A 21,124-nucleotide genomic window follows, 5' to 3' on the forward strand; every position below is an offset into this window, starting at 1 on the left:
CAACATGGGGAAAGCGCTTTCCCGAACCGTACGGCCGCCCTGCCGAGCCCGTCAAGTAGCCCCGCCCCGCGCGTTGTGCCGACAGGGGTGCGACCAGGGCCGGGACAACGCTGGACCAGTGGGATGCGGCGTGGTGCCCGGGGCAAGGTGTCCCGGACCCCGCAGCGGCCACTCAGCGATGTGGCGGCGCGGGGTCAACCTCCCCTACTGGAATACGAGGGTGCGGAAGGTGTTGCGGATCTCTTTGAGCGGGTGGCGGTCGCGGCTGTAGTAGAGCTTGTTGGTCAGCAGGACGGCCCAGCGGTTCTGCTTTGGGGAGATCCACATGCCGGTGCCGGTGAAGCCGTAGTGGACGTAGACGCCGTCCGCCGGGTCGGTCCCGGAGGCCGGGTGCCAGAACAGTCCCCGTGCGGGTTGCAGGTCGCCGGTTTGGACCTGCAGGGACTCCTGGACCCAGGCGGCGCTGGTGCCGAAGGGCTGGAGAAGATGCTGCAGGTACGCGGCTAGGTCGGGCGCGGTGGAGAAGGCGCCGGCGATGCCGCAGACGCCGCCGAGCAGGCGGGCGGAGAAGTCGTGCACGGTGCCTCGGAGGTGGCGGCCGGCGTCGTCGTCGTGCTCGGTGGGGGCGCAGCGTTCGGCGGGGAGCGGGCCGAAGCGGGTGGCGGTCATGCCGAGGGGCTGCCAGACGGTTGTGCGGGCGAGGTGGTCGAGTGGGGTGGCGGTGAGGTGTTCGGCGAGGAAGCCGAGGATGAGGGCGGCGCGGTCGGTGTATTCGACGGCTTGGCCGGGTGGGCGGTTGAGGGGTTCGCGTAGGACGCCGGTGCGGATCTGGTCGGTGCCGTAGAGGTTTCTGAGGTTGGCCCGGAGCGGTAGACCGGCGGTGTGGGTGAGGAGTTGGCGTACGCTCACGGAGGCGAGCTGGTAGCCGTTCAGCTCTGGCATGTGTGCGGCGAGGGGGTCGTCCAGGCTCAGGCGCTGCTGCTGCCACAGAGTGCCGATGACGGACCAGACAGCGATGATCTTGGTGAGACTGGCGACGTCGAAGACGGTGTCCGGGGTCATGGGACGGCCGGGGTCTTCGGGGTCGAGCAGCCCGCAGGAGCCCGAAGCGTGGGTACCGTCGGCGTCGCCTGTCGCCCAGACCGCGCCGGGATAGACCTGCTGCTGGACGCCCTGGAGGAGAAGGCGCTCGATGCGATCCGGGTCGGGCGTCATGGTCTCCCTCTCAAAGGGCGGCTGGCTGCGGGTGTCAGCGTAGTGTCGTGGCTGGTCCGGCGGGGTGTATCAGGTGATGTGGTTGCCCAGTTCGGTGAGGGCTTTGGCGGCGTGGCTGATGGGGAAGCGCCGGCCGGCGGCGCGTAGTTCGGTCCATGTGCTTGGGTCGTGCTGCAGGGTTTGCAAGGTGAAGGCGGCCTCTGTCGGGTGGGTGCAATCGGTGGAGAGGGCGGTGTCGCCCGAGCGCCCGCTCGCGCGCCGCGTGCAGGTACGCCAGCATGGGCAGGGGCCGGTCGAAGCTGGAATGGACGTCGGTGGTCGCCACGATGCGCTCCAACGTGCGCCGCCCGCTCATACGGCTGCCTCGGTGATGTCAGCGCCGAGTTGGCGCAGTTTGATCGGCAGCTCGGCGTGCCCCCGGCGCAGTTGCGCCATGCCTTTCACGACGGTGAAACCCTCGGCTACCAGGCCGGCGATGATGAGGGTCGAACCTGTGCGGATGTCGTTGGCCGTCACCTCGGCGCCGACAAGCCGCTGCGGGCCGGAAAACCGGCAGTATGTTGCGGACAGCGGCTCGATGACGGCCCCGAGCCGGGCCAGTTGCGGGAGCAGGTTCCCGTGCCGGCCCGGGTTGATGGCGTCGGCGAACAGGTGCACGCCCGGGGTGCCGAGCGCCAGGACCATCAGCGACGGTTCGAAGTCGGCGTCCAGGCCGTTCGGAGCCAGTGAGGCGATCGCCCGCAGCGGCTGCCCGGTGAGCTGGGTGTCGATGGCCTGAACGGTGACGGTGTCGGCTCCGGCCTGTACGGGGATGCCGAGCCAGGTGAGCGCTTCCATGGCGGACAGGACGTCCGCGGCCCGTACGCCCTTGATCACCGCGCATCCTCTGGTGACCGCCACCGCGCAGGCGAGCGTGACCGCCTCAACCTTGTCGCCCGGCACCTCCCAGGCCAACGAACCGCTCCCGCTGCCATAGGGCGGGGCCAGGTCAAGCGCGTCCTCGTCCGCACACGCGCCCCAACCGGCCGCCCGCAGTAACGCCATGATCTCGGTCACCTCTGGCGACAGGTTCGGCTGGAACAAGGTCAACGGGCAGCGATCGATCACCGCCCGCAGCATCGCGGCCAGGGTGGCGCCCCGCGATCGGAACGGCAGCTCAATCTCCACCGACCGCGGCCTGATCATGGCCCTGTACACCTGGTAACCCGCGCCGTCCAGGTGGACCTGGTCACCGAACGCCTCGTACACCCGGAAATGCAGGTCCATGCCCCGCTCTCCCACCGAGCACCCGCCGGGCCAGGGCAGGCGTGCCTGTCCGTGGGAGGCGAGGAGCGCCGGGACCAGGTAGTACGACGCGCGGATCCGCGCCGCGTCGGGCAACTCCGGCGGTCGCCCGGCGGCGGAGACCGGCCGGATCACCACCTCTTCTGGGTTGGTGACCGCGCGGGTGACGCTGTAGCCGCATTCCTGGAGGAGGCTCAGCATGGTCCGTACGTCCTGGCATTGGGGCATGTTGCCCAGATGGACGAGCCGGCCCAGCGCCGCAGACGCCGCGATCAGCGGAAGCGCCGCGTTCTTCGATCCATCCACCCGAACGGTGCCGACCAGCGGGTCTCCGGGACGGATCGCGATCGTTTCGGCGACAGACAGAGCCGAGGACGTGGTCATCTGGGTTCCCTTCCGAGGCACGGCCACGGGTGCCGAGCGGGCAGGCTGAGAAAATTTCTGCTGACCCTCAGTAGATGGCCCACCGCAGTGCGTTGTCAGGATGACAATGGGAGACATACGCGGACGCGATTGTCCGCGCCTCCGTCCGAGGAGAGACCCGCGATGTCACCCCCGGGATATCCCACCGTGGGCCGAACGGCTGCGCACCGAGCGAGAGGCCCGGCTGTGGGACATCCCCGACATGGCACGTGAACTCCGCCACCTCGCGCCGGACTTGCCAGACATCACACCCCTCACCCGAATGATCAGACGATGGGAGACCGGACGGCACCTTCCAGGCACCCGCTACCAACTCCTGTACGCGCGTAGCTTCGGCGTCTCATGCGACCGCCTCTTCGCCGGAACGCACACGCGGCTGGAAGTCGTTGGCCATGCGAGCCCGATGCGTGCCGGCGAGGTCGCGCGCTTCGGCGCATGGGCGGAAGCCACCAGCCTCGGCGGTCAAGATCAGGATTGTTCGGACAGCGGATGTTCAAGTGCCGGACAGGTCAATCACGTCGGCCTGTGGGTTAAGGGACGGCCCTCTGCACACCGATGGCGAGGACACCTAGGCGCTCCTTGTCAGGTGGATAGATGCTTCGGATGACCGAGAGCAGTTCCTGAGGGTTCTTGCCGAGGTCACCACCGATTGCGATCGGGTCCTCGTGCTCCAGCATCTTCTCGAAGGAGGTGTACTGCGCCACTCGGACGACCCGCGTCGTCAGCCTCTCTTCGCCTGAGACGAAGTCGAGGTCCTGGCCAGGCTGGATCTTGCGCATGCTCGCGTACGCGACCCGTACCTCGACGGTTTTGACCCCTGACGCGATGAGCTCGAAGTACGGCTTGCGGATACGGAGTTCGCGTCGGGCGGGGGTGACGTCGGGCTCGCTCATGGTGCCGTTCCTACCCGCGTGGCGGCCAGAGCAGCTTGAAACTCTGCGGCCTGGCCGGTTCCGGGATATTTCGCGGCAAGGACGGCGTCCAGGTCGGCTGCCCGCGCCTGTACGGACGTGACCATCCGAGGTGAGCCCAGTGCGCGCAGCCCGTGTGCAAGCGCCTTATCGAGAGCTCCGAGGTGCACCAGCGCGATGCCCAGGTCCAGATGGGCGATCGCTTCGCGGCTGAGTGAGCGCTGGCCGGCCGGTGTCACCTCGTGGGCCCGGACTGCACGTTCGGCATAGTGACGTGCCTGCTCATAGTCGCCGAGCCAGAGGTAGGACGAAGCGGTGTAGGTGGTCATCGCATAGGCGGCCAAGGGTCCGGTGTCGGTGCCGTCCGGGCGGGCCGGAGTGCGGGCCGGCAGGGCGTTCCATAGGTTGTCGGCCTGTTGGTAAGTGTCTTGGAAGTCGTCGCGGTTGCCGAGCCGGGCATGGCCACGGGATGCCTGGGCGTACAGCCGTACCGCCAGCGGGTGACCGACGGGCACGCGGTTGAGGCCGCGCAGCGCGGCCGAGACGGCGCGTGACGGTTGGTCGGCATGCAGGGCGATGGAGGCCGTCGCGTCGGCCGCCCAGGCGCACAACTCGTCGTGTCCGGCCTGGTCGGCGTGCTCGAAGCAGTCGATGGCGTACGCCTCACCGGTCAAGGGGTCGCCCAGGTCGTGGGCCAGCCAAGCGAGGATCTCCGACAGCCACCCAGCGTAAACGAACAGCTCCCGCTGCTCCTTGAGGGTGTGCGTACCAGCGATGAGCTGGTCCACCCTGCGCCGATACAGGCGGGCTACCGGGAACAGCTCCACCGGGGGACGCCGCGCGTAACTGCCGGCGATGTCACAGACCGCAGTGTGGAGGTGGTCCAGGGTGCCGCGGCCGACGGCGGAGGTGTTCGCACGGCGGGTGAACTCCAACGCCTCGTCGGCAGCCTCACCCAACACCTGACCGAGCGTGGCGGCCAAGCCTAGTTTGAGTGCGTCGCGACGATTCGTGGATTCTTCCTCTTCCCGCGAAGTGTCTTCTTCCAGATTGTTCTCGTGGCAGCCGAACAGCATTCTCACATCACGGGAGAAAATGCGGCTATACAGCAGCCGGTAGCGCTCGGTCATCGTGGCGACCTTGCCGGACTCCCAGCGACGAATGGCGCGGACGAGCGAGTCGTGATCGGGGAGCGATTCGTCTCCGGCAGCCGCCCGTAGACGCCGGGCCGTGCTGTGCACGTCCCAGTCACGCGCCTGACGCTCATCCCGGATGCGCGCCGGCCAGTCCATGGTCATCACCTTGCGAATGTCCGCAGACACGATACATTCCCTCGCCGTCGTTGATTGTCGTCCTTCACCGGCTTTCGGAACAATGACCGTCTCTTCGGCAGCAAAACGGCCAATGTGGAGCCAATCCATTCCAGCCCTTCCTCCGGAAGAGCGAAAGTTGGTCATGTTCCAGAGAATGTGCCGCTCGGAGCCTTGATCATGGCTTTGCTCAACCATACGCTACTCTTCGAGTTCGAGGAGTTGCTTGGAGTTAAGATGTGAACGGTTGTGGTGATTCGTGGTCGCGCCTTGGTGCTCCTGCTCGCCGAACCACCGACAGGAGACACGCCAGCGGTGCCCGCCCCGCCGCCGGCCAGGCGACTCACCAGCCCGGCCACCGCCAGCGGCGCCAGGTAGGCCAGGCAGGCTCGAGGCGGGTGTGGCCGGGGCCGGGAAGGGCGGTGGCCCGGGGCCCCGGAGGCGGCGGCTCGGTTAGAGGTCGCCGCGCGATTCCAGGCGGGCCAGGGCCTTGGCGATGGGGTGGGCCGTCAGCGAGAGTTGCCACTCCCGCGCCCCCAGTGCCCGCAGCCGCCCCGTCACACTCTCGTCGGTGATCTCGGCGGGCGGCTCCCACGTCAACCGCCGCACCGCGTCCGGCTGCAGCAGGTTCTCCGTGGGCATGTGGTGCTCCTCGGCCAGCGCCGCCACCACGGCGCGGGCGGCGGCGAGGCGTTTGGCGGCCGCCGGGTCGCGGTCGGCCCAGCGGTTGGGCGGCGGTGGCCCGTCGCCCGGGGTGCTGGGCTGTGGGAGCTGGTTGTCGGGGAGGCCGCGGGCCTTGGCGACGGCGGCGAGCCAGTCGCTCATGTGGCGGCGGGCGCTGCGCCCGGTGAATGCTGAAATTTCGGTCAATGCCTTCTTGGTGCGCGGCCCCTCAAGCGCCGCCGTGACGATCGCGGCATCGGGCAGCACCCTGCCCGGCGCGAGATCGGCCTCCCTGGCGATCCGGTCACGCATGGTCCACAACTCGCGCACGATCGCCAGCGCCCGCACATTGCGGACTTTGTGGATGCCCGACGTACGCCGCCAAGGATCGGACCGGGGCGTCGGTGGCGGGGTGTTGAGCACGGCGGCGAACTCCTCGCGCGCCCACTCCAGCTTCCCGCTGTCGACCAGCTCCTGGTGGAGCGCGTCACGGAGCTCGACCAGCACCTCCACGTCGAGCGCCGCGTAGCGCAGCCAGTCTTCGGGCAGCGGCCTGGTGGACCAGTCGGCCGCCGAGTGGCCCTTCTCCAGCCGCAGCCCGAGCACGGTCTCGACCATCGTGCCGAGCCCCACCCGCTCGTAGCCGAGCAGCCGCCCCGCCAGCTCGGTGTCGAACATCTCCCGAGGCCTGAACCCGACCTCCAGCAGGCAGGGCAGGTCTTGGGACGCGGCGTGCAGCACGATCTCGGCCCCGGCCACGGCCTCGTCGAGGGCGGACAGGTCGGGGCAGCCGATCGGGTCGACCAACGCGGTGCCCGCCCCGGCCCGGCGCAACTGGACGAGATAGGCACGGTTGCCGTAGCGGTAACCTGAGGCGCGCTCGGCGTCGACCGCGACGGGCCCCGTGCCGCGCGCGAACCGCCCCACGACTACGGCCAGCCCGTCGGCGTCCGCCACGACCGGCGGAATGCCCTCCCGTGGCTCCAGCAGCGGCTGGACTGTGCGTTCTTCTGTCATGAGTTCACCGACCTCATGACGCTGGTGCTGTCTTGACTGGTGCCCTCACTTCGTTCGGTCACTCTCCGGATCATCACGTCTGCGAGGCAGGGCGGACACATCGGGCGGGAGCGGCGGGATCCCCGCGGCCACGCACATGAGGTCGCACCAGGCGGCGACATGGCCGGAGAGGTCCTCTTCGGCGGGTGACCACGACGCCCGCAGTTCGAGCTCGGTCGTGACCGGATCGTCGGCTTTGTTACCGAACCCCTCGGACACGGCTCTAGTCACGGTACCGCCAGCGGCGGAGTAGTCGGCTTGGTGGGCGTCAAGAGCCTCGGTCAGCCAGCTCCAGGCGACCGGCCCGAGCAAGGGATCGGAGGTGATCTCCGGCTCCATGTCGGCCCGGACGTAGGCCACCAACCGGAACGGGCCCTCCCAGCCGCGCTGCCCCTCGGGGTCGTAGAGCAGGATCAACCGGCCGACCGCGAGCTCGTCGTCGTCGCGGTAGACCGACGCGCCGATGGCCGCGGCGTAGGGGGCCAGCCGCTGTGGCGCAGGCAGGTCCTCCAGCTCGATCTCCGGCCTGACCCCGGCCAGCCGCAGGCTCTCCGCGGCACGCGTGAACGCGGCGGGAGGCGGAGGCTGGTCACCGAGGGTCATAGCGGAAGCGTAGGTTGAGGATGGACGGAAGGGGACCACGGGGGTGCTCATCCTTCGTGATCAAGCCGCTGCCGTAACGAGCTGGCGAACCGGTCGGGTGGACTCTGGCGTACCGAGAATGATCGCGTAACCGCACGCGACGCAGGCCCATTCGGGGCACTGGCCCTGCTCGTGCCCGTCGAAGCACGGAGGCTGCTCGAACAGCCGCTCACCGGCGCAGGAAGCGCAGCGCTCACTGCGGCGCTCTGGGGAACTCCACAACGCGGTCATCGCAACGGGGCCTTTCTTCGTGTCGTGGCTCCGACGTTGGCACGAGCCGCTGACAATTCCCCGCAACGCGCTCGGCGTGTCCCGAAAGTGGTCGCTGAATCGGTGCCGCGCGGTGGGTTGGCGAACATTTGGCCCAGTCGAGACCGGCTCGCTGGTCCGCCATGGGGTGTGTTCGACCCGTGTACGATGCCTACGCCGAGCAGACCGGTAAACCTTCATCCGACTATCTGATCATGATTTGGGGCCTCCAATGGAGGTTTTTCCGACACCTCGCGCCATCGCGTCCGGGCCACGGTGAGGACCGGCCCCCGGACGTGGCACCCTTGTGGAGTGAACCTCGACGACTCGGCCTTCCTGCGCGCCTGCCGCCGCCAGCCCGTCCCGCACACTCCGGTCTGGTACATGCGCCAGGCCGGGCGGTCGCTGCCGGAATACCTGAAGATCCGCGAGGGCGTGCCGATGCTCACCGCCTGCGCGACGCCCGACATGATCGTCGAGATCACCCTGCAGCCGGTCCGCCGCTACGGCGTCGACGCGGCCGTCTTCTTCAGCGACATCGTGGTCCCGCTCAAGGCCATCGGCATCGACCTCGACATCAAGCCGGGCGTCGGCCCCGTCGTGGCCGACCCGATCCGCGACGCCAGGGGCCTGGAGGCGCTGCGCCCGCTTGAGCCCGACGACGTCTCCTACGTCACCGAGTCCATCAGGGCCCTGACCGGCGAGCTGGGCGGCACGCCGCTCATCGGCTTCGCCGGGGCGCCGTTCACGCTCGGGTCCTACCTGATCGAGGGCGGCCCGTCCAAGAACCACGACCACACCAAGGCCATGATGTACGGCGCCCCCAAGCTGTGGCACGCCCTGATGGAACGCCTGACGGCCATCGTCCTGGAGCACCTGCGCCTCCAGGTCGCGGCGGGCGCCTCGGCCGTGCAACTCTTCGACTCCTGGGTGGGGGCGGTCGCGCCGGCCGACTACCGCGAGTTCATCCTGCCCCACACCAGGCGCATCTTCGAGGGCATCGAGGGCGTCCCGCGCATCCACTTCGGCGTCGGCACCGGCGAACTGCTCGGCGTGCTCGGCGAGGCGGGGGCCGACGTGGTGGGCGTCGACTGGCGGGTGCCGCTCGACGAGGCGGCCCGCCGGGTCGGCCCCGGCAAGGCGCTGCAGGGCAATCTCGACCCGACCATCCTGCTGGCCCCGTGGGAGGTGGTCGAGCGCAGGGCCCGCGAGGTGCTGCGGCAGGGCGCGGCGGCCGAGGGCCACGTGTTCAACCTCGGCCACGGCGTGCTGCCCTCGACGGATCCCGACCAGCTCAAGCGCCTGACCGACCTCGTCCACGAGGCCGGCTCAAGCGCCTGACGGACCTCGTCCGTGAGGCCGGCTCAAGCGCCTGGGGCAGGTGGTACCGGCGCGGGCAGTCGCCTGGTGCGGTTGCGCCGCGCCAGGAAGACCGTCAGGGCGACGAACGGCGAGACGAAGATCAGCCACGGCAGCGAGGCCCCCAGCACCGCGAGCGTCACGTTCGTGAACGAGACCAGCGCCGACCACCCGGCCTTGAGCCCGCCGAGGAACCCGGCGGTCTCCTCCTCGGGATCCTCGACGACGGCGACGGGCCCGACGAGCTGGAGCGTCAACGTGGCCATGGCGACCTGTCCGGCCAGCTGCTTCTGCCGTGCCTGCAGCGACTCCAGGTCCGACTCGCGGGTGGAGATCTCCCGCTCCACCTCGAGCACCTGGCCGATCGTGTCGGCCCGCTTCAGCAGCGTGCGCAGCGATTCGAGCGACTGCTGGGCCGACCGCACCCGGCTGTCGACGTCGGCCACCTCCAGGGTGACGTCCTGGGTTTCCTGGTTCATCGAGAGCTGCCTGCCGAGCTCACCACCGAGCCTGCCGATCACCTCGCCGTACTTGGCGGGCGGCACCTTGAACTCCAAGGTGGCCCGGTCCGCGCTTTCGTCGGCCGAGCTGGACTCCTCATTGGACAGGTGGCCGCCGGCCGCGGTCACGATCGTCTTGGCCTGCTTGACGGCGGCGGCCACCTGCTTGGCCCGCACGGTCAATGAGCCGGTGTAGATGACCTGACGCTCCTGCCGGGTGACCTTGACGTCGGAGACGATGCCGTCCTTGACGGGCCGCGGCCGTTCGGCGGCAGGCTCGCGGGCGACCCCGGCCGACTGTGCCTCGGGCGCGTCCGAGGTCGTCAAGGTGGACACCCGGTCGCCTCCGCCGCAGCCTGCCAGGAGGACGGCCGCGCAGGCGGCCGAGAGTGCGATGCCGTACCGGAATCTCCTCGCGCCCGCAGGAATCCCGCCCAAAAGTCTCATGCCCACTACACGGAGTTGGCGGCGGGTGAGTTCGACGGAGGGAATCACGTTACGGTCACGTGCCCCATGCCACTGACCGGGGGCCGGAGGCGGTAGCGTCAGGAGTCGTGGAAGGGAATCAGGCGCACGTGGTCGTCGTCGGCGCGGGAATCTCCGGTCTCGCCGCCGCCTGGTACATCCGCCAGGGCGCTGGCGAGCGGGTCAAGGTGACCGTGCTGGAGGGCGGCCCGCGCATCGGGGGCAAGCTGCACGCCTCGGAGGTCGCCGGGGTGAACGTCGACGCCGGCGCGGAGGCGATGCTGGCCAGGCGGCCGGAGGGCAAGGAACTGGCCGAGGCGGTCGGGCTCGGAGAGGACCTGGTCTTCCCCGGCACCACACGGTCGGCGATCTACACCAGGGGCGCGCTGCGCTGGATGCCCAAGGGCCAGGTCATGGGCGTGCCCGCCGACCTGACCGAGCTGGCCAGATCGGGCATCGTCTCGCCCGGTGGCCTGCTGCGGGTCCCGCTCGACCAGATCCTGCCGCCGACCCTGGTGCGCACCGACGTGTCGGTGGCCGCCTACATCCGCGCCAGGATGGGCGGCGAGATCGTCGATCGGCTGGTCGAGCCGCTGCTCGGCGGCGTCTACGCCGGCCGTTCCGAGATGTTGTCGCTGGAGGCCACGATGCCGCGGGTGGCGGCGGTGGCACGCTCGGAGCGTTCGCTGCTGAGCGCCGCCAGGCAGCTCGTGGAGGAGACGCCGAAAGAGGCGGGCCCGGTCTTCACCTCGCTGAAGAACGGCGTCGGCAGCCTGCCGGAGGCGGTCGCCAAGGCGTCGGGGGCCGACATCAGGACCGGTGTCACCGTACGCGAGCTGCGCAGGACCGAACGCGGCTGGCAGCTCGTGACTGGCCCGGTGCCCAACCCGGAGACCATCGAGGCGGACGCGGTGATCGTGGCCACGCCTGGGCCGGCCTCCAGCAGGCTGCTCAAGGCCGAGGCGCCCAAGGCGGCGAGTGAGCTGGCCAGGATCGAGTACGCCAGCATGGCCGTCGTCACCCTCGCCTACCCGATCTCGGCCTTCCCCGAGCCGCCCACGTCCAGCGGCTACCTGGTGCCCCCGGTGGAGGGGCGGCCGGTCAAGGCGGTCACGTTCAGCTCGGTGAAGTGGCCCCATCTGGCCAAGGACCTGGTGATCCTGCGCTGCTCGATCGGCAGGATCGGCGAGGAGCACCTGCTCCAGCGCGAAGACGCCGAGATGGTGTCGCTGGCCACCGCCGAGATGGGCGACGTGATGGGCGCGCGCGGGCTGCCGGTCGACACCCGGGTCACCCGGTGGGGCGGGGCGCTGCCGCAGTACAACGTGGGCCACCTCGACCGGGTGGCCAGGGTGCGCGCGGCGGTGGCCATGCAGCCGGGCCTGGCCGTGTGCGGCGCGGCCTACGACGGCATCGGCGTCCCCGCCTGCGTCGCCACGGCCCGTACGGCGGCGGCCCGGATTCTGGACCACCTCTCGCGCAGAGGAGAATAGGCGCCATGACAGAGGCCCCGCGGCTCAAGGCCCGCGATCTCAACCAGGTGATCCGTTACACGATGTGGTCGGTCTTCCAGGTGACCGAGCCGTGTCCCGTCGACCGCGACGGCCTGGCGGGCGAGGTCGAGGACCTGCTGGAGCAGGCCGCCGGCAAGGACGTCGTGACCAGGGGGGTCTACGACGTGGCCGGGCTGCGCGCCGACGCCGACTACATGTTCTGGTGGCACGCGGCCACGCCGGAAGACCTGCAGGACGTCTACGCCAGGTTCCGGCGCACCCAGCTCGGCCGGCACAGCAGGCCGGTCTGGTCGGCGATGGCGCTGCACCGGCCGGCCGAGTTCAACAAGTCCCACATCCCCGCCTTCCTCGCCGAGGAGGAGCCGAGGGCCTACGTGAGCGTCTACCCGTTCGTCCGCTCATACGAGTGGTATCTGCTGGAAGATTCCGAGCGGCGGGCGATGCTGGCCGAGCACGGCAGGATGGCGCGTGACTATCCCGACGTGCGGGCCAACACCGTCGCGTGCTTCTCGCTCAACGACTACGAGTGGATGCTCGCGTTCGAGGCCGACGAGCTCCACCGGATCGTCGACCTCATGCGGACGCTGCGGGCGGCCAAGGCCCGCCGCCACACGCGGATCGAGATCCCGTTCTACACGGGCGCGCGCAAGCCGGTGCGCGAGCTGATCGCCGCCCTGCCCTGACGCGTGGAATTCGGTGACACCCGCGCAGGCGCGGGTGTCACCGAATGGCGAGCCCCAAATTGGCGATCCAACTGAAGTGATCTACCCCCTTTGTCACAATCAGGGAAATCCCTTGTTGGCTGGGCGCTGCGTGCGATGGCACGTTCCAAGGGGGCAGGGTGGAAGGATCCGGCAAACGCGGTCAGGGGCGTAGGCGGCGCGCGGGTGGGCGTCATGTCGCCCCTTCGGGACGGGGATCCCGGCACGCGCGGGGCCGGCGCCGCGTCGGGAAGGGGCGGGTGCTGGCGGGCGTGCTGGTGCTCGCGGGCGGGGTCGCCGCCGTGCTGGGCGCGAACGGGACGTTCAGCGTTCCCACCGCGCCCGAGGTCGCGGCGGGAACGCCTGGGCCCGAAGTCGTCGCGGAGGCGGGCAACCGGGCCGCGGCGCTGCCCGAGGCCGCCCCTAACGCGAGCACGCAGGCCAGGCCCCGCTCGGCGGAGCAGAGCGAGCCGCCGAAGCAGCCGTCCAGCGAGCCGGTCCAGGCGGCCGGGACGGTCGAGCCAGGGCTGGTGGCGGGCGCCACGGACCCGGACGCGGTGCTCGCGGAGGGGCCCGATCCCGGGGACATCGCCGGGTACAAGGCCGATGGGCCTTCGCGGCACACCGATCTGCGTGCGGCCGATTATTTCCATACGCACTGGGGCGCGGGCGACAAGGCGGTGAAACGCCTCAAGGACATCCGCACCGTCGGCGGATATTTGCGCATATATACGGACTTGCCGGAAACGGCGGGCAACTCCAGGACCGCCCTCACCCTGTGCGAACGCGGCCTGGCCTACCTGCGCGCCGCCGGAGTGGCCAATCCGGTCGTGTTCGTGCAGGCGGAGTTCGGCGAGAACGGCAACCCGGTGCTGGCCAACATCCTCGGCCCCACCGACACCACCTGCCGCGTCACCCACCCGGCGCCCGGCTGACGGGACGCCCGCTACCTCACCCTGACGCGGGTCTTCGCGCACACCTCACACCGCTGGGTCACCACACGTCCGATGGTCTCGATCGTCACCCAGCGATGGCGGAGGTGGACGAAGCGCACGCGACACTTTTACCCCATGCGGCCGGTCGGTACGCGCTGTCGCGAGTCGATCACCCCTTGGGTTCGAGCCGCAGCGAGACCGAGTTGATGCAGTAACGGTCGTCGGTCGGCGTCGGGTAGCCCTCGCCGTGGAAGACGTGCCCCAGGTGCGAGTCGCAGCGGACGCAGCGGACCTCGGTGCGCACCATCCCGTGGCTGCGGTCCTCGATCAGCTTCACCGCCTCGGACTCCGACGGCTCGAAGAAGCTCGGCCAACCGCAGTGCGACTCGAACTTGGAATCCGACCGGAACAGCTCGGCCCCGCAGGCGCGGCACGAGTAGACGCCTTCGGCCCTGGTGTCGACGTATTCCCCCGTGAACGGGCGCTCGGTCCCGGCCTCCCTGAGGACGTGGAACTCCTCGGGCGACAACTCGGACCGCCATTCGGCCTCGCTCTTGACCACCTTGTCCATGCGTCCAGACTACGAGATCCGGCAAAAAGAGATCTCCGTAGGGTGAAGCATCCTTTCTGGGCCGAATTCGCGTCTTTGTAGGCAAGGGGGTGTCATCGCCTCCTTCAAAGGGGTGAGATCGTCCGCAGATCCGGACCGAGCGGCACAGCCCACGCCCGTGCTGGCGCCGCGCCGGGGGATCACAACGGCCGGACGGGTGGCGCGCCAGCGCCCGTACCGGCGGCGGACGGTCTGCTGGCCCGTCCCGTCGAGCCCTCGGTCCCGCCACCGAGGAGGCTCCGGGACGGGCCCGCCCCGGCTTGGTAGGTTCGGGGCTATGGCATCGCCGTACATAGAGCTCGTAGTGGGGGAACGGACCGTCAAGGTCACCAACCCCGACAAGGTGTACTTTCCGGAAATTGGCGCCACCAAGCGAGAGCTGGTCGAGTACTACGTGAGCGTCGGAGAAGGAGCCCTGCGCGCGCTCAAGGACCGGCCGACCAACCTCAAACGCCACCCCGACGGCGTCCAGACCGAGGCCATCTACCAGAAGCGGATGCCGCCCAGGCACCCCGACTGGCTCCAGTCGGTCACCGTCACCTTCCCCAGCGGCCGCACGGCGCAGTCGATGCGCGTCACCGAGGTCGCTACCATCGCCTACTGCGCCAACCTGGGCACCATCGACTTCCACCCCTGGCAGGTGCGCGCCTCCGACGTCGAACACCCCGACGAACTCCGCATCGACCTCGACCCGCAGCCCGGCCTCGGCTTCGACGCCGCCCGCCGGGCCGCCTTCCTCGCCAGGGACGTGCTCGGCGAGTTCGGGATGACCGGATTCGTCAAGACGTCCGGCAACCGCGGCGCGCACATCGCCGTCCGCATCGAGCCGCGCTGGGACTTCGTCCAGGTACGCCACGCGGGCATCGCCCTGGCCAGAGCCATCGAGGAACGCGACCCCGACCTGGTGACCACGGCCTGGTGGAAGGAGGAACGCGGCGACCGCGTCTTCGTCGACTTCAACCAGAACGCCCGCGACCGCACGGTGGTCAGCGCGTACTCCATCAGGGCCCAGCCGCACGCCCCCGTCTCGACACCGCTGACCTGGGACGAGCTCGAAGACGCCGACCCGCGCGACTTCGACATCCGCACGGTGCCCGCCCGCTTCGCCAAGCTCGGCGACGTGCACGCCGCCATCGACGACCAGGCGTACTCCATCGAGCCCCTACTCGACCTCTACGCCCAGGACGAACGCGGCGACATGCCGTACCCGCCCAACTACCCGAAAATGCCCGGAGAGCCCAAGCGGGTGCAGCCCAGCAAGGCCAGATCCGACACCTAAGGCATCCTGAATCCCGGCAGGAGCTCCACTCCGCCGCTCGCTTGGCGGGATCGTCCGCCCGTACCCGTCCCGCCACTGCTCGAAGCCGACGGGCACCAGGCGTCGTCCGGCCGAGGGGCGGGATGGCGGGTTATGCCTGTCCCGGCTCGGGTGGGAGTGCGGGGCTGGGGTTCGGGGTGAGCGGGACCGGGCTCGGGTTCTGGTCCGGTGGGCTCGGGGTGGGGATCGGGTTCGACGGGAACGCGCTGGGGGTCGGGGGCGGCGGGAGCGGGCGGGCCGGTGCGGTGCCGGGCGGCTTGGGCGGTCCGGTGCTGCCGCCCGTGGAGGTGATGCTCGGGCACGGGGGCTCGACGTCGTCGCCCCCGCCCGCCAGGCACGATCGCATCGGCACGTGGCCGGGGTCGTGGTGCGGCTCTGTCGCGTACACGCGGGCGGCCCCGTCGAAGGGCGTCGTCACGGTCGGCTTCGGCGCCGGGGTCGAAGGGTTCGCGTGAGAAGGCCGGGGGATGGCTGAGGGCGCGGCTGCGCCGGTGTGCGCGCAGCCGGTCGCCGCGACACCCAGCAGCGCCGCGGACAGCAGGGCCGTGCCCGCGCGGATCACGTTGTTCATCGGGCGATGGACCGCCTAAGCTCACTATGGGCTGTCATTTCGCTACGGATGGTAATCCTCGGATAGTCGGCCAGGGGCCCGAACGGCCACTTCGGCCTAGCATCGGGGTATGCGGCCAGGCGGGATAGGCAGGATGGATCTCGGTCCCATCGTCGACGAGCACTTTCTCGTCCAGGCGGAGGCCGCCTTCGTGGCCACCCACTCCGCCGAGCCCTGGAGCTATCCCGACGCTGTCATGGCGCGGGCGCTTGTCAGGCTCCGTCGTGAGCTCGCCTCGCCCGGGGCCGTCGCCTGCAGCAGCTGGCATCTGCCCGGAGGCTTACGCCCCCCGCCTCCTGATCCGAGTGTGCCCCCTGAGCGGCGGAGGTCGCACAACCCGACCCGCCAGCCGGGAGCGTCCATCGTCGCGATCGCCTATGGTCACCGGATCCGCGGGGACGCGCGGGCCATCTCGGTGGACGACTTCGCGCGCCCGCTGCCGGACGGCTCCGCGGCCCTGATGACGTTGTGCGGGCATCCCCACGAACCGCTGCGCTGGAACCGGACGCTTCCCCTGAGGGACCTGATGCTCCACCTGCGCCGCCTGTCGGCGGAGCGCGCTTTCATGCTCCTGCCGGAGGGGGTCGTCCTGCCGGAGCCGCTGGACGAGCTCGGCTGGGTGAAGGGTGGCCGGTTGCCGGATGATCTGTCGGGACGGCCCCTCGATCTCTACGAGGGGCCGCTGTCGGCGTGATCAGTGGCGGACCAGGTGGTGCGGGGCGAGTTCACGGGTCTCACCCCGTTCCATGTAGACCACCCTGTCGGCCAGTCCGGCCTGCTCGATGTGGTGGCGGAAGTCGTCCAGAGGCGAGCTGAAGACGGCGTAGTCGTTGAAATGCACCGGGACGACCGCATGCGGGTTGATCAGATCCACCCAGGACGCCCCCTGTTCGCCGTCCATCGTCACGGGCGGGCTGCCCAGGAGTCTGGCGCCGCCGAGGTGGAGCAGGGCCAGGTCGACATCGGGGAAGCGGCGCGGGATCGCGTCCAGCCGGCGGTCGAGCAGGGTGTCGCCGCTGATGTGGATGATCAGTTCCACCCGTTCGTCCTGGTTGCAGAACTCCAGCATCGTGCCGATCACGGGCGGCAGCAGCGCTTCGGCCGGTCCTGGCGCGTGTTTGGCGGGCAGGGCGGTGATTCTGATGGTTCCGTCCTGATTGCGGAGCTCGTGCTGGCGCCACTCCTCCAGACCGACGCTCCGCGTGAAGCCGCGGCGGCGCAGGCGGCGGGCCGCCGCCGTGGTCGTGATGATCGGCGTCGCCTTGTCCAGCCCTCTGCCGGCGACCCGGTCCCAGTGGCCGCCGTGCATGTGGGACAGCACCACCGCGTCGAGCGGCGGCAGGTCCTCGATCCGCACGGCCGGGTCGGTCAGGCGGGGCGAGGTCAGGCCGTAGCCCAGGTACGCGCGCTGCCCCCGGCGCAGGAAGTTCGGGTCCGTCAGCAGCGTGAACCCGTTGTAGCGGATCAGTACGGTGGCGTTGCCGATGAACTGCAGGCTTCCTTTCACCATGCTCACCTCGGATGCCGCGGTCGCTGCCCGGGAGGCACGCCCCCGCCCTTGCCGCCGCCCTTGGAGCCCTTGTCGGTGCCGTGCGGGTGAACGGCGCGCGGGGCTCCGCTCTGCTTCCTGCCGACGGCCATGGAACAGATGGTTGTTCTACCTGATCTGCGCAGCTCGGGCTGTTGCGGATTACTCATGGCTTTTGTCCCCCTTTGGGGGATATCCCTGCCACGTCAGGCTCGGGTCAAACACTCCGTGTCCGCCTGTTTCACTTCGGTCACATTACTTGACGATTGGTCTAATAGTTCGCAAGGCTCTCTTTTACATCGGGGGCGCGACAACCGATCTGGAGCCACTTATGGCAAGAGCGCGACGTCTCGCGATGGCTGGAGCGGTGACGGCCTTCGTGATCGCAGGCGTGAGTCTGGCGGCGGGCATCGGAACCGCCTCCGCCCAGTCCGGTCCTCAGGTGCCGGCCGCCGTGTCCACCTGTTTGCTTCGTCTTCCTCTCCCGCTTCCGCTGCTCTGCGACTCCTCCGAGGATTCCCGGCCGGGGGAGGAGCGGCCCGGCGACTTCCCGCCAAGTGCCCCCGAACCCGAGGACTCCTGGTCGCCGGAGCCCGAGGCGCCCAAACCCGAAGATCCGTGGCAGCCGGCGGGCGAGGACGAGCACAAGGTGCCCAGAGGACACCCGGAGACCGGCGGCGGCGGGCTCGCGCCGCAGGAGCCGGTGTGGCCGTTCGCGCTGGGCGGCGCGGCCCTGCTGACCGGCGCCGGGCTGGCCGGGTTCGCGGTGCGGCGCCGCTAGGACGTCGCCTAGCACCTCCCGGCTGGGCTCCGAGTCGTGGGGCGAAAGAGCCGGTCAGAAGGGTCGCATGGAAGCGACGGTGGGAGGCGAAGGCGGGGAGGGGCGGTTGGGGCAGAAGGCGATCCTGGCAGGGGCCGGCGTGGTGTCGCTGGCCGGGGCGTTGCTGATCGGGCTCGGGCTCGGCGGCATCGTGGGCGGCGGGCCCGAGCCGTCCCCCGCCACGACCGCGTCACCCCGTACGGGCGTGCCCACCGACCTGCCCGTCACCGGCGAGGGCAGGACGGCCAGGCCCATGAGGCCCGAGCGCCCCACGGCCGTCTACATCCCGTCCATCGGCGTGGCCGCCCCGCTGATGGAGCTCGGCCTGGACGCGCGCGGCGCCATCGAGAACCCGCCCTTCGACCCGCCGAACCTGGCCGGCTGGTACCGCTACGGCCCCGTCCCCGGCCGGCGCGGCGCCGCGGTGATCACCGGCCACCTCGACACCAGGACGGGCCCGGCCGTCTTCGCCGACCTCAGGAAGGTCAAGCGGGGCGACCAGGTGCAGGTGCTGCGCGCCGACCGCTCGGTGGCCGTGTTCGTCGTCGACAAGGTCGAGCACACGCCGAAGCGGAGTTTCCCCGCCAAGAAGGTCTACGCCAAGCTCGGCTATCCGGGGCTGCGGCTGGTGACCTGCGGCGGGACTTTCGACCGGCGGGCGCACAGCTATCAGGACAACACGATCGTGTACGCGCACCTGGCGGCCCCGTACTACCCCAAGAGCTGATCACGGGTCGCGGGGCAGGCCGAGCGCGCGTTCGGCGATGATGTTGAGCTGCACCTCCGTCGTCCCGCCGCCGATCGTGAACGCGCGGGTGCTGAGGACCATGCGGTTCCAGTGGCGGCTCGCCGGGGCCAGCGACCAGCAGAACTCCGAGACCGCCTGGGCGTGCCGCATGCCGAGCAGCTTGCGCACGCTGGAGGCCGTACCGGAGCCGGCGCCCGCGCCCGGCAGCTTCGAGAGCGTCACGCGCAGGCCGAGCGCAGAGATGGCCTGGCCCTCCGCCCACAGGCGGCCCGCCTGCTCGCGCTGCGACTGCCGGATCGGCGGCAGTTCGGCGATGAGCTGGATCATGTCGGTGTGCCGGGAGCCGGGGCCCCAGGAGTCGCCGAGGGCCACGCGTTCGTGGGAGAGGGTGTCGCGGGCGACCCGCCAGCCCGCGTCCACCTCGCCGACCACCAGGTCGTCCGGTACGAAGACGTCGTCGAGGAAGACCTCGTTGAAGATCTCGTTCCCGTTGATCTCCTTGAGCGGCCGGACGGTGACCCCGGGCGACCTCATCTGCACCAAGAAGTAGGAGATGCCATCGTGTTTGGGCTTTTCCGGGGACGTACGGGCGAGGCAGATGCCCCAATGGGCGAACTGCGCGAGCGACGTCCAGATCTTCTGCCCGGTCAGCGACCAGCCGCCCTCCACCCGCGTGGCCTTCGTCGACAGCCCGGCCAGGTCGGATCCCGCCTCGGGCTCGCTGAAGAGCTGGCACCACACGATCTCGCCGGTGAACGTCTTGGGCAGGAAACGTTCCTGCTGCTCGCGGGTTCCGTATCGGACGATGGACGGGACGGCCCAGGCGGCGATGCCCAGGTTCGGGCGTTTGAGGTCGCGGAACTCCTGGTGGATGATCACCTGCTCCAGCGGCGAGGCGCCCCTGCCCCACGGTTCCGGCAGGTGCGGCATGATCCAGCCCTCCCGCGCGAACCTGCCCCGCCTGGCCACCGGCTCCTCCGCCCGCAGCGACTCGGCCTGCGCCCTGATGGCGTCCCTGATGGGGGCGGCCTCCTCGGGCAGGTCGGGCTCCATGCTCCGCCGGACGCCCGCCACGGCCAGGCCGGTCACCTCTTCGGCCCACGTCCCGGGGTCGCCCGACAACATCCGGTCGGACAGCGCCCTGCGGTAGTAGCGGTGCGCGTCGTGCTCGAAGGTGTAGCCGATGCCGCCGAGCACCTGGATCGCGTCCGCGGCGCACCGCACGGCCGCGTCGGGACCGAGCACGGCCGCCACCGCGACGGCCAGCCTGACGTCCTCACCAAGTCCACCAGCCCCTGCTGCGGCCGGTCTGGCGCCCGGGGCTTCGTCGAGGGCTCTGGCGGCGTCCCAGACGGCGGCGCGGGCCTGTTCGAGGGCCACGAGGGCGGCGGCCACCCGGTGCTTGACGCCCTGGAACTGCCCGATGGGCCGCCCGAACTGCTCGCGCACCTTGGCGTGCTCGGCCGTCGTGGCCACGGTCCACGCCGCCACGCCGCACGCGTCGGCGCCGAGCAGCACGGCGGCGAGTTCGCGCACCGGAACTCCGGGGAGCACCCGGTCGGCGGGCACGGTGTCCACGGTGACCGAGCAGAGCGCCCGATCCAGGTCGACGCCGTCGGCGGGGACGGCGGTGACGTCGGCGCGGTCGAGCACCGCCCACGCGCCGCCGCCGACCGGCACGACGAACAGGTCGGACTCCGGCGACCCCAGCGCCAGCAGCCCGCCCTCGGCGGAGAGCACGACGGCGGCGGTCAAGGACCCGCCCGCGAGCCCGGCGACCAGATCGTCCCTGCCCCCTGCCCTGACCAGCACCGCCGAGGCCAGCACGGTCGGCAGGTATTCGCCCGAGACGCGCCGCTCGCCCAGAGCCTCCAGCGCGAGGCACAACTCCAGCACCCCGAAGCCCTGCCCACCGTAATGGTCGGGCACGTGCAGCCCCAGCACCCCGAGCTTCGCCAGGGAGGCGTGATCGGCGCCCCGCCCTGCCAGCCCTCGCACGGATTCGGTCAACGCCAGATGTTCCTCGCTCAGCCCCAAGCTCATATGCCCGAATCTAGAAGGCCGCTCCGACGATCTCCAGTCCGAGGTCCTCAGGAAGGGCCGCCGGAGCGCGACGGTTGGGGGATCGCCCGGACGTCGAAGCAGAGCTCCTGGCCGGCGGATGGGCCACCACAACCTCTACCGCCCGACCAGGAGCTCTTGGGATTTTATATCGCGCCGCCCGTCCGTTTGTCGCCCGGAATACGGAACTGCGGAGCCGGAT

At 70.2% G+C, this 21,124-nt stretch carries 20 protein-coding genes; 8 read left to right on the top strand and 12 right to left on the bottom strand.

Annotated elements, in window-relative coordinates; all coding sequences use genetic code 11:
• Positions 1 to 204: 204 nt before the first annotated feature.
• The 6 genes from ACFOY2_RS20710 to ACFOY2_RS20735 all read right to left on the bottom strand — a co-directional run bounded on the left by ACFOY2_RS20710 (position 205) and on the right by ACFOY2_RS20735 (position 7,465).
• Positions 205 to 1,215: a serine hydrolase domain-containing protein gene (locus ACFOY2_RS20710; RefSeq protein ID WP_379529693.1), complete on the bottom strand. Its 1,011-nt coding sequence runs from the start codon at positions 1,213 to 1,215 to the stop codon at positions 205 to 207.
• A gap of 351 nt (positions 1,216 to 1,566) precedes the next feature.
• A complete protein-coding gene (locus ACFOY2_RS20715; RefSeq protein ID WP_379529694.1) occupies positions 1,567 to 2,883 on the bottom strand; it encodes a hypothetical protein in 1,317 nt (438 codons plus the stop codon).
• A gap of 569 nt (positions 2,884 to 3,452) precedes the next feature.
• The gene (locus ACFOY2_RS20720) at positions 3,453 to 3,815 is read right to left on the bottom strand and encodes an ASCH domain-containing protein (protein WP_379529695.1); all 363 of its coding nucleotides are present in this window, start codon (positions 3,813 to 3,815) and stop codon (positions 3,453 to 3,455) included.
• Positions 3,812 to 5,341, bottom strand: a complete 1,530-nt coding sequence (locus ACFOY2_RS20725) for a tetratricopeptide repeat protein (protein WP_379529696.1) — start codon at positions 5,339 to 5,341, stop codon at positions 3,812 to 3,814. The genes ACFOY2_RS20720 and ACFOY2_RS20725 overlap by 4 nt, the downstream gene beginning before the upstream one ends.
• Before the next feature lie 255 nt (positions 5,342 to 5,596).
• Positions 5,597 to 6,823, bottom strand: coding sequence for an HRDC domain-containing protein (locus tag ACFOY2_RS20730; RefSeq protein WP_379529697.1), 1,227 nt, complete (start codon positions 6,821 to 6,823; stop codon positions 5,597 to 5,599).
• Between the two features lie 45 nt (positions 6,824 to 6,868).
• Positions 6,869 to 7,465 (bottom strand): DUF3000 domain-containing protein, encoded by a 597-nt coding sequence (locus tag ACFOY2_RS20735; RefSeq protein ID WP_379529698.1) that lies wholly within the window; start codon positions 7,463 to 7,465, stop codon positions 6,869 to 6,871.
• A gap of 600 nt (positions 7,466 to 8,065) precedes the next feature.
• Between ACFOY2_RS20735 and hemE the strand changes: the two genes are divergently transcribed.
• Positions 8,066 to 9,094 (top strand): uroporphyrinogen decarboxylase, encoded by a 1,029-nt coding sequence (gene hemE / locus ACFOY2_RS20740; RefSeq protein ID WP_379529699.1) that lies wholly within the window; start codon positions 8,066 to 8,068, stop codon positions 9,092 to 9,094.
• A 23-nt stretch (positions 9,095 to 9,117) separates the two neighbouring features.
• Here the strand turns inward: hemE and ACFOY2_RS20745 are convergent, their stop codons facing one another.
• Positions 9,118 to 9,948 (bottom strand): DUF4349 domain-containing protein, encoded by an 831-nt coding sequence (locus ACFOY2_RS20745; RefSeq protein ID WP_379529700.1) that lies wholly within the window; start codon positions 9,946 to 9,948, stop codon positions 9,118 to 9,120.
• Between the two features lie 218 nt (positions 9,949 to 10,166).
• Between ACFOY2_RS20745 and hemG the strand changes: the two genes are divergently transcribed.
• The 3 genes from hemG to ACFOY2_RS20760 all read left to right on the top strand — a co-directional run bounded on the left by hemG (position 10,167) and on the right by ACFOY2_RS20760 (position 13,227).
• The gene (hemG, locus tag ACFOY2_RS20750) at positions 10,167 to 11,570 is read left to right on the top strand and encodes a protoporphyrinogen oxidase (RefSeq protein WP_379529701.1); all 1,404 of its coding nucleotides are present in this window, start codon (positions 10,167 to 10,169) and stop codon (positions 11,568 to 11,570) included.
• Positions 11,571 to 11,575: 5 nt separating this feature from the next.
• Positions 11,576 to 12,274, top strand: a complete 699-nt coding sequence (gene hemQ, locus ACFOY2_RS20755; protein WP_379529702.1) for a hydrogen peroxide-dependent heme synthase — start codon at positions 11,576 to 11,578, stop codon at positions 12,272 to 12,274.
• Between the two features lie 278 nt (positions 12,275 to 12,552).
• Positions 12,553 to 13,227 (top strand): hypothetical protein, encoded by a 675-nt coding sequence (locus ACFOY2_RS20760; RefSeq protein WP_379529703.1) that lies wholly within the window; start codon positions 12,553 to 12,555, stop codon positions 13,225 to 13,227.
• 169 nt (positions 13,228 to 13,396) lie between these two features.
• Here ACFOY2_RS20760 and msrB read toward each other — a convergent pair whose 3' ends face one another.
• On the bottom strand, positions 13,397 to 13,798 hold the full coding sequence (gene msrB, locus ACFOY2_RS20765; protein WP_379529704.1) for a peptide-methionine (R)-S-oxide reductase MsrB: 402 nt from the start codon (positions 13,796 to 13,798) through the stop codon (positions 13,397 to 13,399).
• A 316-nt stretch (positions 13,799 to 14,114) separates the two neighbouring features.
• On the opposite strand from msrB, the gene ligD reads away from it, so the two are divergent.
• A complete protein-coding gene (gene ligD, locus ACFOY2_RS20770) occupies positions 14,115 to 15,116 on the top strand; it encodes a non-homologous end-joining DNA ligase (RefSeq protein WP_379529705.1) in 1,002 nt (333 codons plus the stop codon).
• Positions 15,117 to 15,246: 130 nt separating this feature from the next.
• Here the strand turns inward: ligD and ACFOY2_RS20775 are convergent, their stop codons facing one another.
• Positions 15,247 to 15,726 carry a hypothetical protein gene (locus ACFOY2_RS20775; protein ID WP_379529706.1) on the bottom strand — a complete coding sequence of 160 codons (480 nt, stop codon included), beginning with the start codon at positions 15,724 to 15,726 and terminating at the stop codon, positions 15,247 to 15,249.
• Positions 15,727 to 15,859: 133 nt separating this feature from the next.
• On the opposite strand from ACFOY2_RS20775, the gene ACFOY2_RS20780 reads away from it, so the two are divergent.
• Complete coding sequence (locus ACFOY2_RS20780) at positions 15,860 to 16,459, top strand: hypothetical protein (protein ID WP_379529707.1); 600 nt, start codon at positions 15,860 to 15,862, stop codon at positions 16,457 to 16,459.
• Here the strand turns inward: ACFOY2_RS20780 and ACFOY2_RS20785 are convergent, their stop codons facing one another.
• Both ACFOY2_RS20785 and ACFOY2_RS20790 read right to left on the bottom strand, forming a co-directional pair.
• Entirely contained in the window at positions 16,460 to 17,275 is an 816-nt protein-coding gene (locus tag ACFOY2_RS20785; protein WP_379529708.1) for an MBL fold metallo-hydrolase, read from the bottom strand. It abuts the gene before it with no gap.
• Positions 17,276 to 17,277: 2 nt separating this feature from the next.
• Positions 17,278 to 17,406, bottom strand: a complete 129-nt coding sequence (locus tag ACFOY2_RS20790) for a hypothetical protein (RefSeq protein WP_379529709.1) — start codon at positions 17,404 to 17,406, stop codon at positions 17,278 to 17,280.
• Between the two features lie 218 nt (positions 17,407 to 17,624).
• Between ACFOY2_RS20790 and ACFOY2_RS20795 the strand changes: the two genes are divergently transcribed.
• Positions 17,625 to 18,074 (top strand): hypothetical protein, encoded by a 450-nt coding sequence (locus ACFOY2_RS20795; protein ID WP_379529710.1) that lies wholly within the window; start codon positions 17,625 to 17,627, stop codon positions 18,072 to 18,074.
• 67 nt (positions 18,075 to 18,141) lie between these two features.
• Positions 18,142 to 18,840, top strand: a complete 699-nt coding sequence (locus ACFOY2_RS20800) for a class F sortase (RefSeq protein WP_379529711.1) — start codon at positions 18,142 to 18,144, stop codon at positions 18,838 to 18,840.
• Here ACFOY2_RS20800 and ACFOY2_RS20805 read toward each other — a convergent pair whose 3' ends face one another.
• On the bottom strand, positions 18,841 to 20,904 hold the full coding sequence (locus ACFOY2_RS20805; RefSeq protein ID WP_379529712.1) for an acyl-CoA dehydrogenase: 2,064 nt from the start codon (positions 20,902 to 20,904) through the stop codon (positions 18,841 to 18,843).
• Between the last annotated feature and the right edge of the window lie 220 nt (positions 20,905 to 21,124).

This window comes from Nonomuraea purpurea, assembly GCF_042650645.1.
In the GTDB taxonomy this organism is placed as follows: domain Bacteria; phylum Actinomycetota; class Actinomycetes; order Streptosporangiales; family Streptosporangiaceae; genus Nonomuraea; species Nonomuraea purpurea.

Excerpts from the sequence above, each read along its gene's own strand:
- ACFOY2_RS20710 (WP_379529693.1), bottom strand. The coding sequence starts at position 1,215 with ATGACGCCCGACCCGGATCGCATCGAGCGCCTTCTCCTCCAGGGCGTC.
- ACFOY2_RS20715 (WP_379529694.1), bottom strand. The coding sequence starts at position 2,883 with ATGACCACGTCCTCGGCTCTGTCTGTCGCCGAAACGATCGCGATCCGT.
- ACFOY2_RS20720 (WP_379529695.1), bottom strand. The coding sequence starts at position 3,815 with ATGAGCGAGCCCGACGTCACCCCCGCCCGACGCGAACTCCGTATCCGC.
- ACFOY2_RS20725 (WP_379529696.1), bottom strand. The coding sequence starts at position 5,341 with ATGGTTGAGCAAAGCCATGATCAAGGCTCCGAGCGGCACATTCTCTGG.
- ACFOY2_RS20730 (WP_379529697.1), bottom strand. The coding sequence starts at position 6,823 with ATGACAGAAGAACGCACAGTCCAGCCGCTGCTGGAGCCACGGGAGGGC.
- ACFOY2_RS20735 (WP_379529698.1), bottom strand. The coding sequence starts at position 7,465 with ATGACCCTCGGTGACCAGCCTCCGCCTCCCGCCGCGTTCACGCGTGCC.
- hemQ (WP_379529702.1), top strand. The coding sequence starts at position 11,576 with ATGACAGAGGCCCCGCGGCTCAAGGCCCGCGATCTCAACCAGGTGATC.
- msrB (WP_379529704.1), bottom strand. The coding sequence starts at position 13,798 with ATGGACAAGGTGGTCAAGAGCGAGGCCGAATGGCGGTCCGAGTTGTCG.
- ligD (WP_379529705.1), top strand. The coding sequence starts at position 14,115 with ATGGCATCGCCGTACATAGAGCTCGTAGTGGGGGAACGGACCGTCAAG.
- ACFOY2_RS20775 (WP_379529706.1), bottom strand. The coding sequence starts at position 15,726 with ATGAACAACGTGATCCGCGCGGGCACGGCCCTGCTGTCCGCGGCGCTG.
- ACFOY2_RS20780 (WP_379529707.1), top strand. The coding sequence starts at position 15,860 with ATGGATCTCGGTCCCATCGTCGACGAGCACTTTCTCGTCCAGGCGGAG.
- ACFOY2_RS20785 (WP_379529708.1), bottom strand. The coding sequence starts at position 17,275 with ATGGTGAAAGGAAGCCTGCAGTTCATCGGCAACGCCACCGTACTGATC.
- ACFOY2_RS20790 (WP_379529709.1), bottom strand. The coding sequence starts at position 17,406 with ATGGCCGTCGGCAGGAAGCAGAGCGGAGCCCCGCGCGCCGTTCACCCG.
- ACFOY2_RS20795 (WP_379529710.1), top strand. The coding sequence starts at position 17,625 with ATGGCAAGAGCGCGACGTCTCGCGATGGCTGGAGCGGTGACGGCCTTC.
- ACFOY2_RS20800 (WP_379529711.1), top strand. The coding sequence starts at position 18,142 with ATGGAAGCGACGGTGGGAGGCGAAGGCGGGGAGGGGCGGTTGGGGCAG.
- ACFOY2_RS20805 (WP_379529712.1), bottom strand. The coding sequence starts at position 20,904 with ATGAGCTTGGGGCTGAGCGAGGAACATCTGGCGTTGACCGAATCCGTG.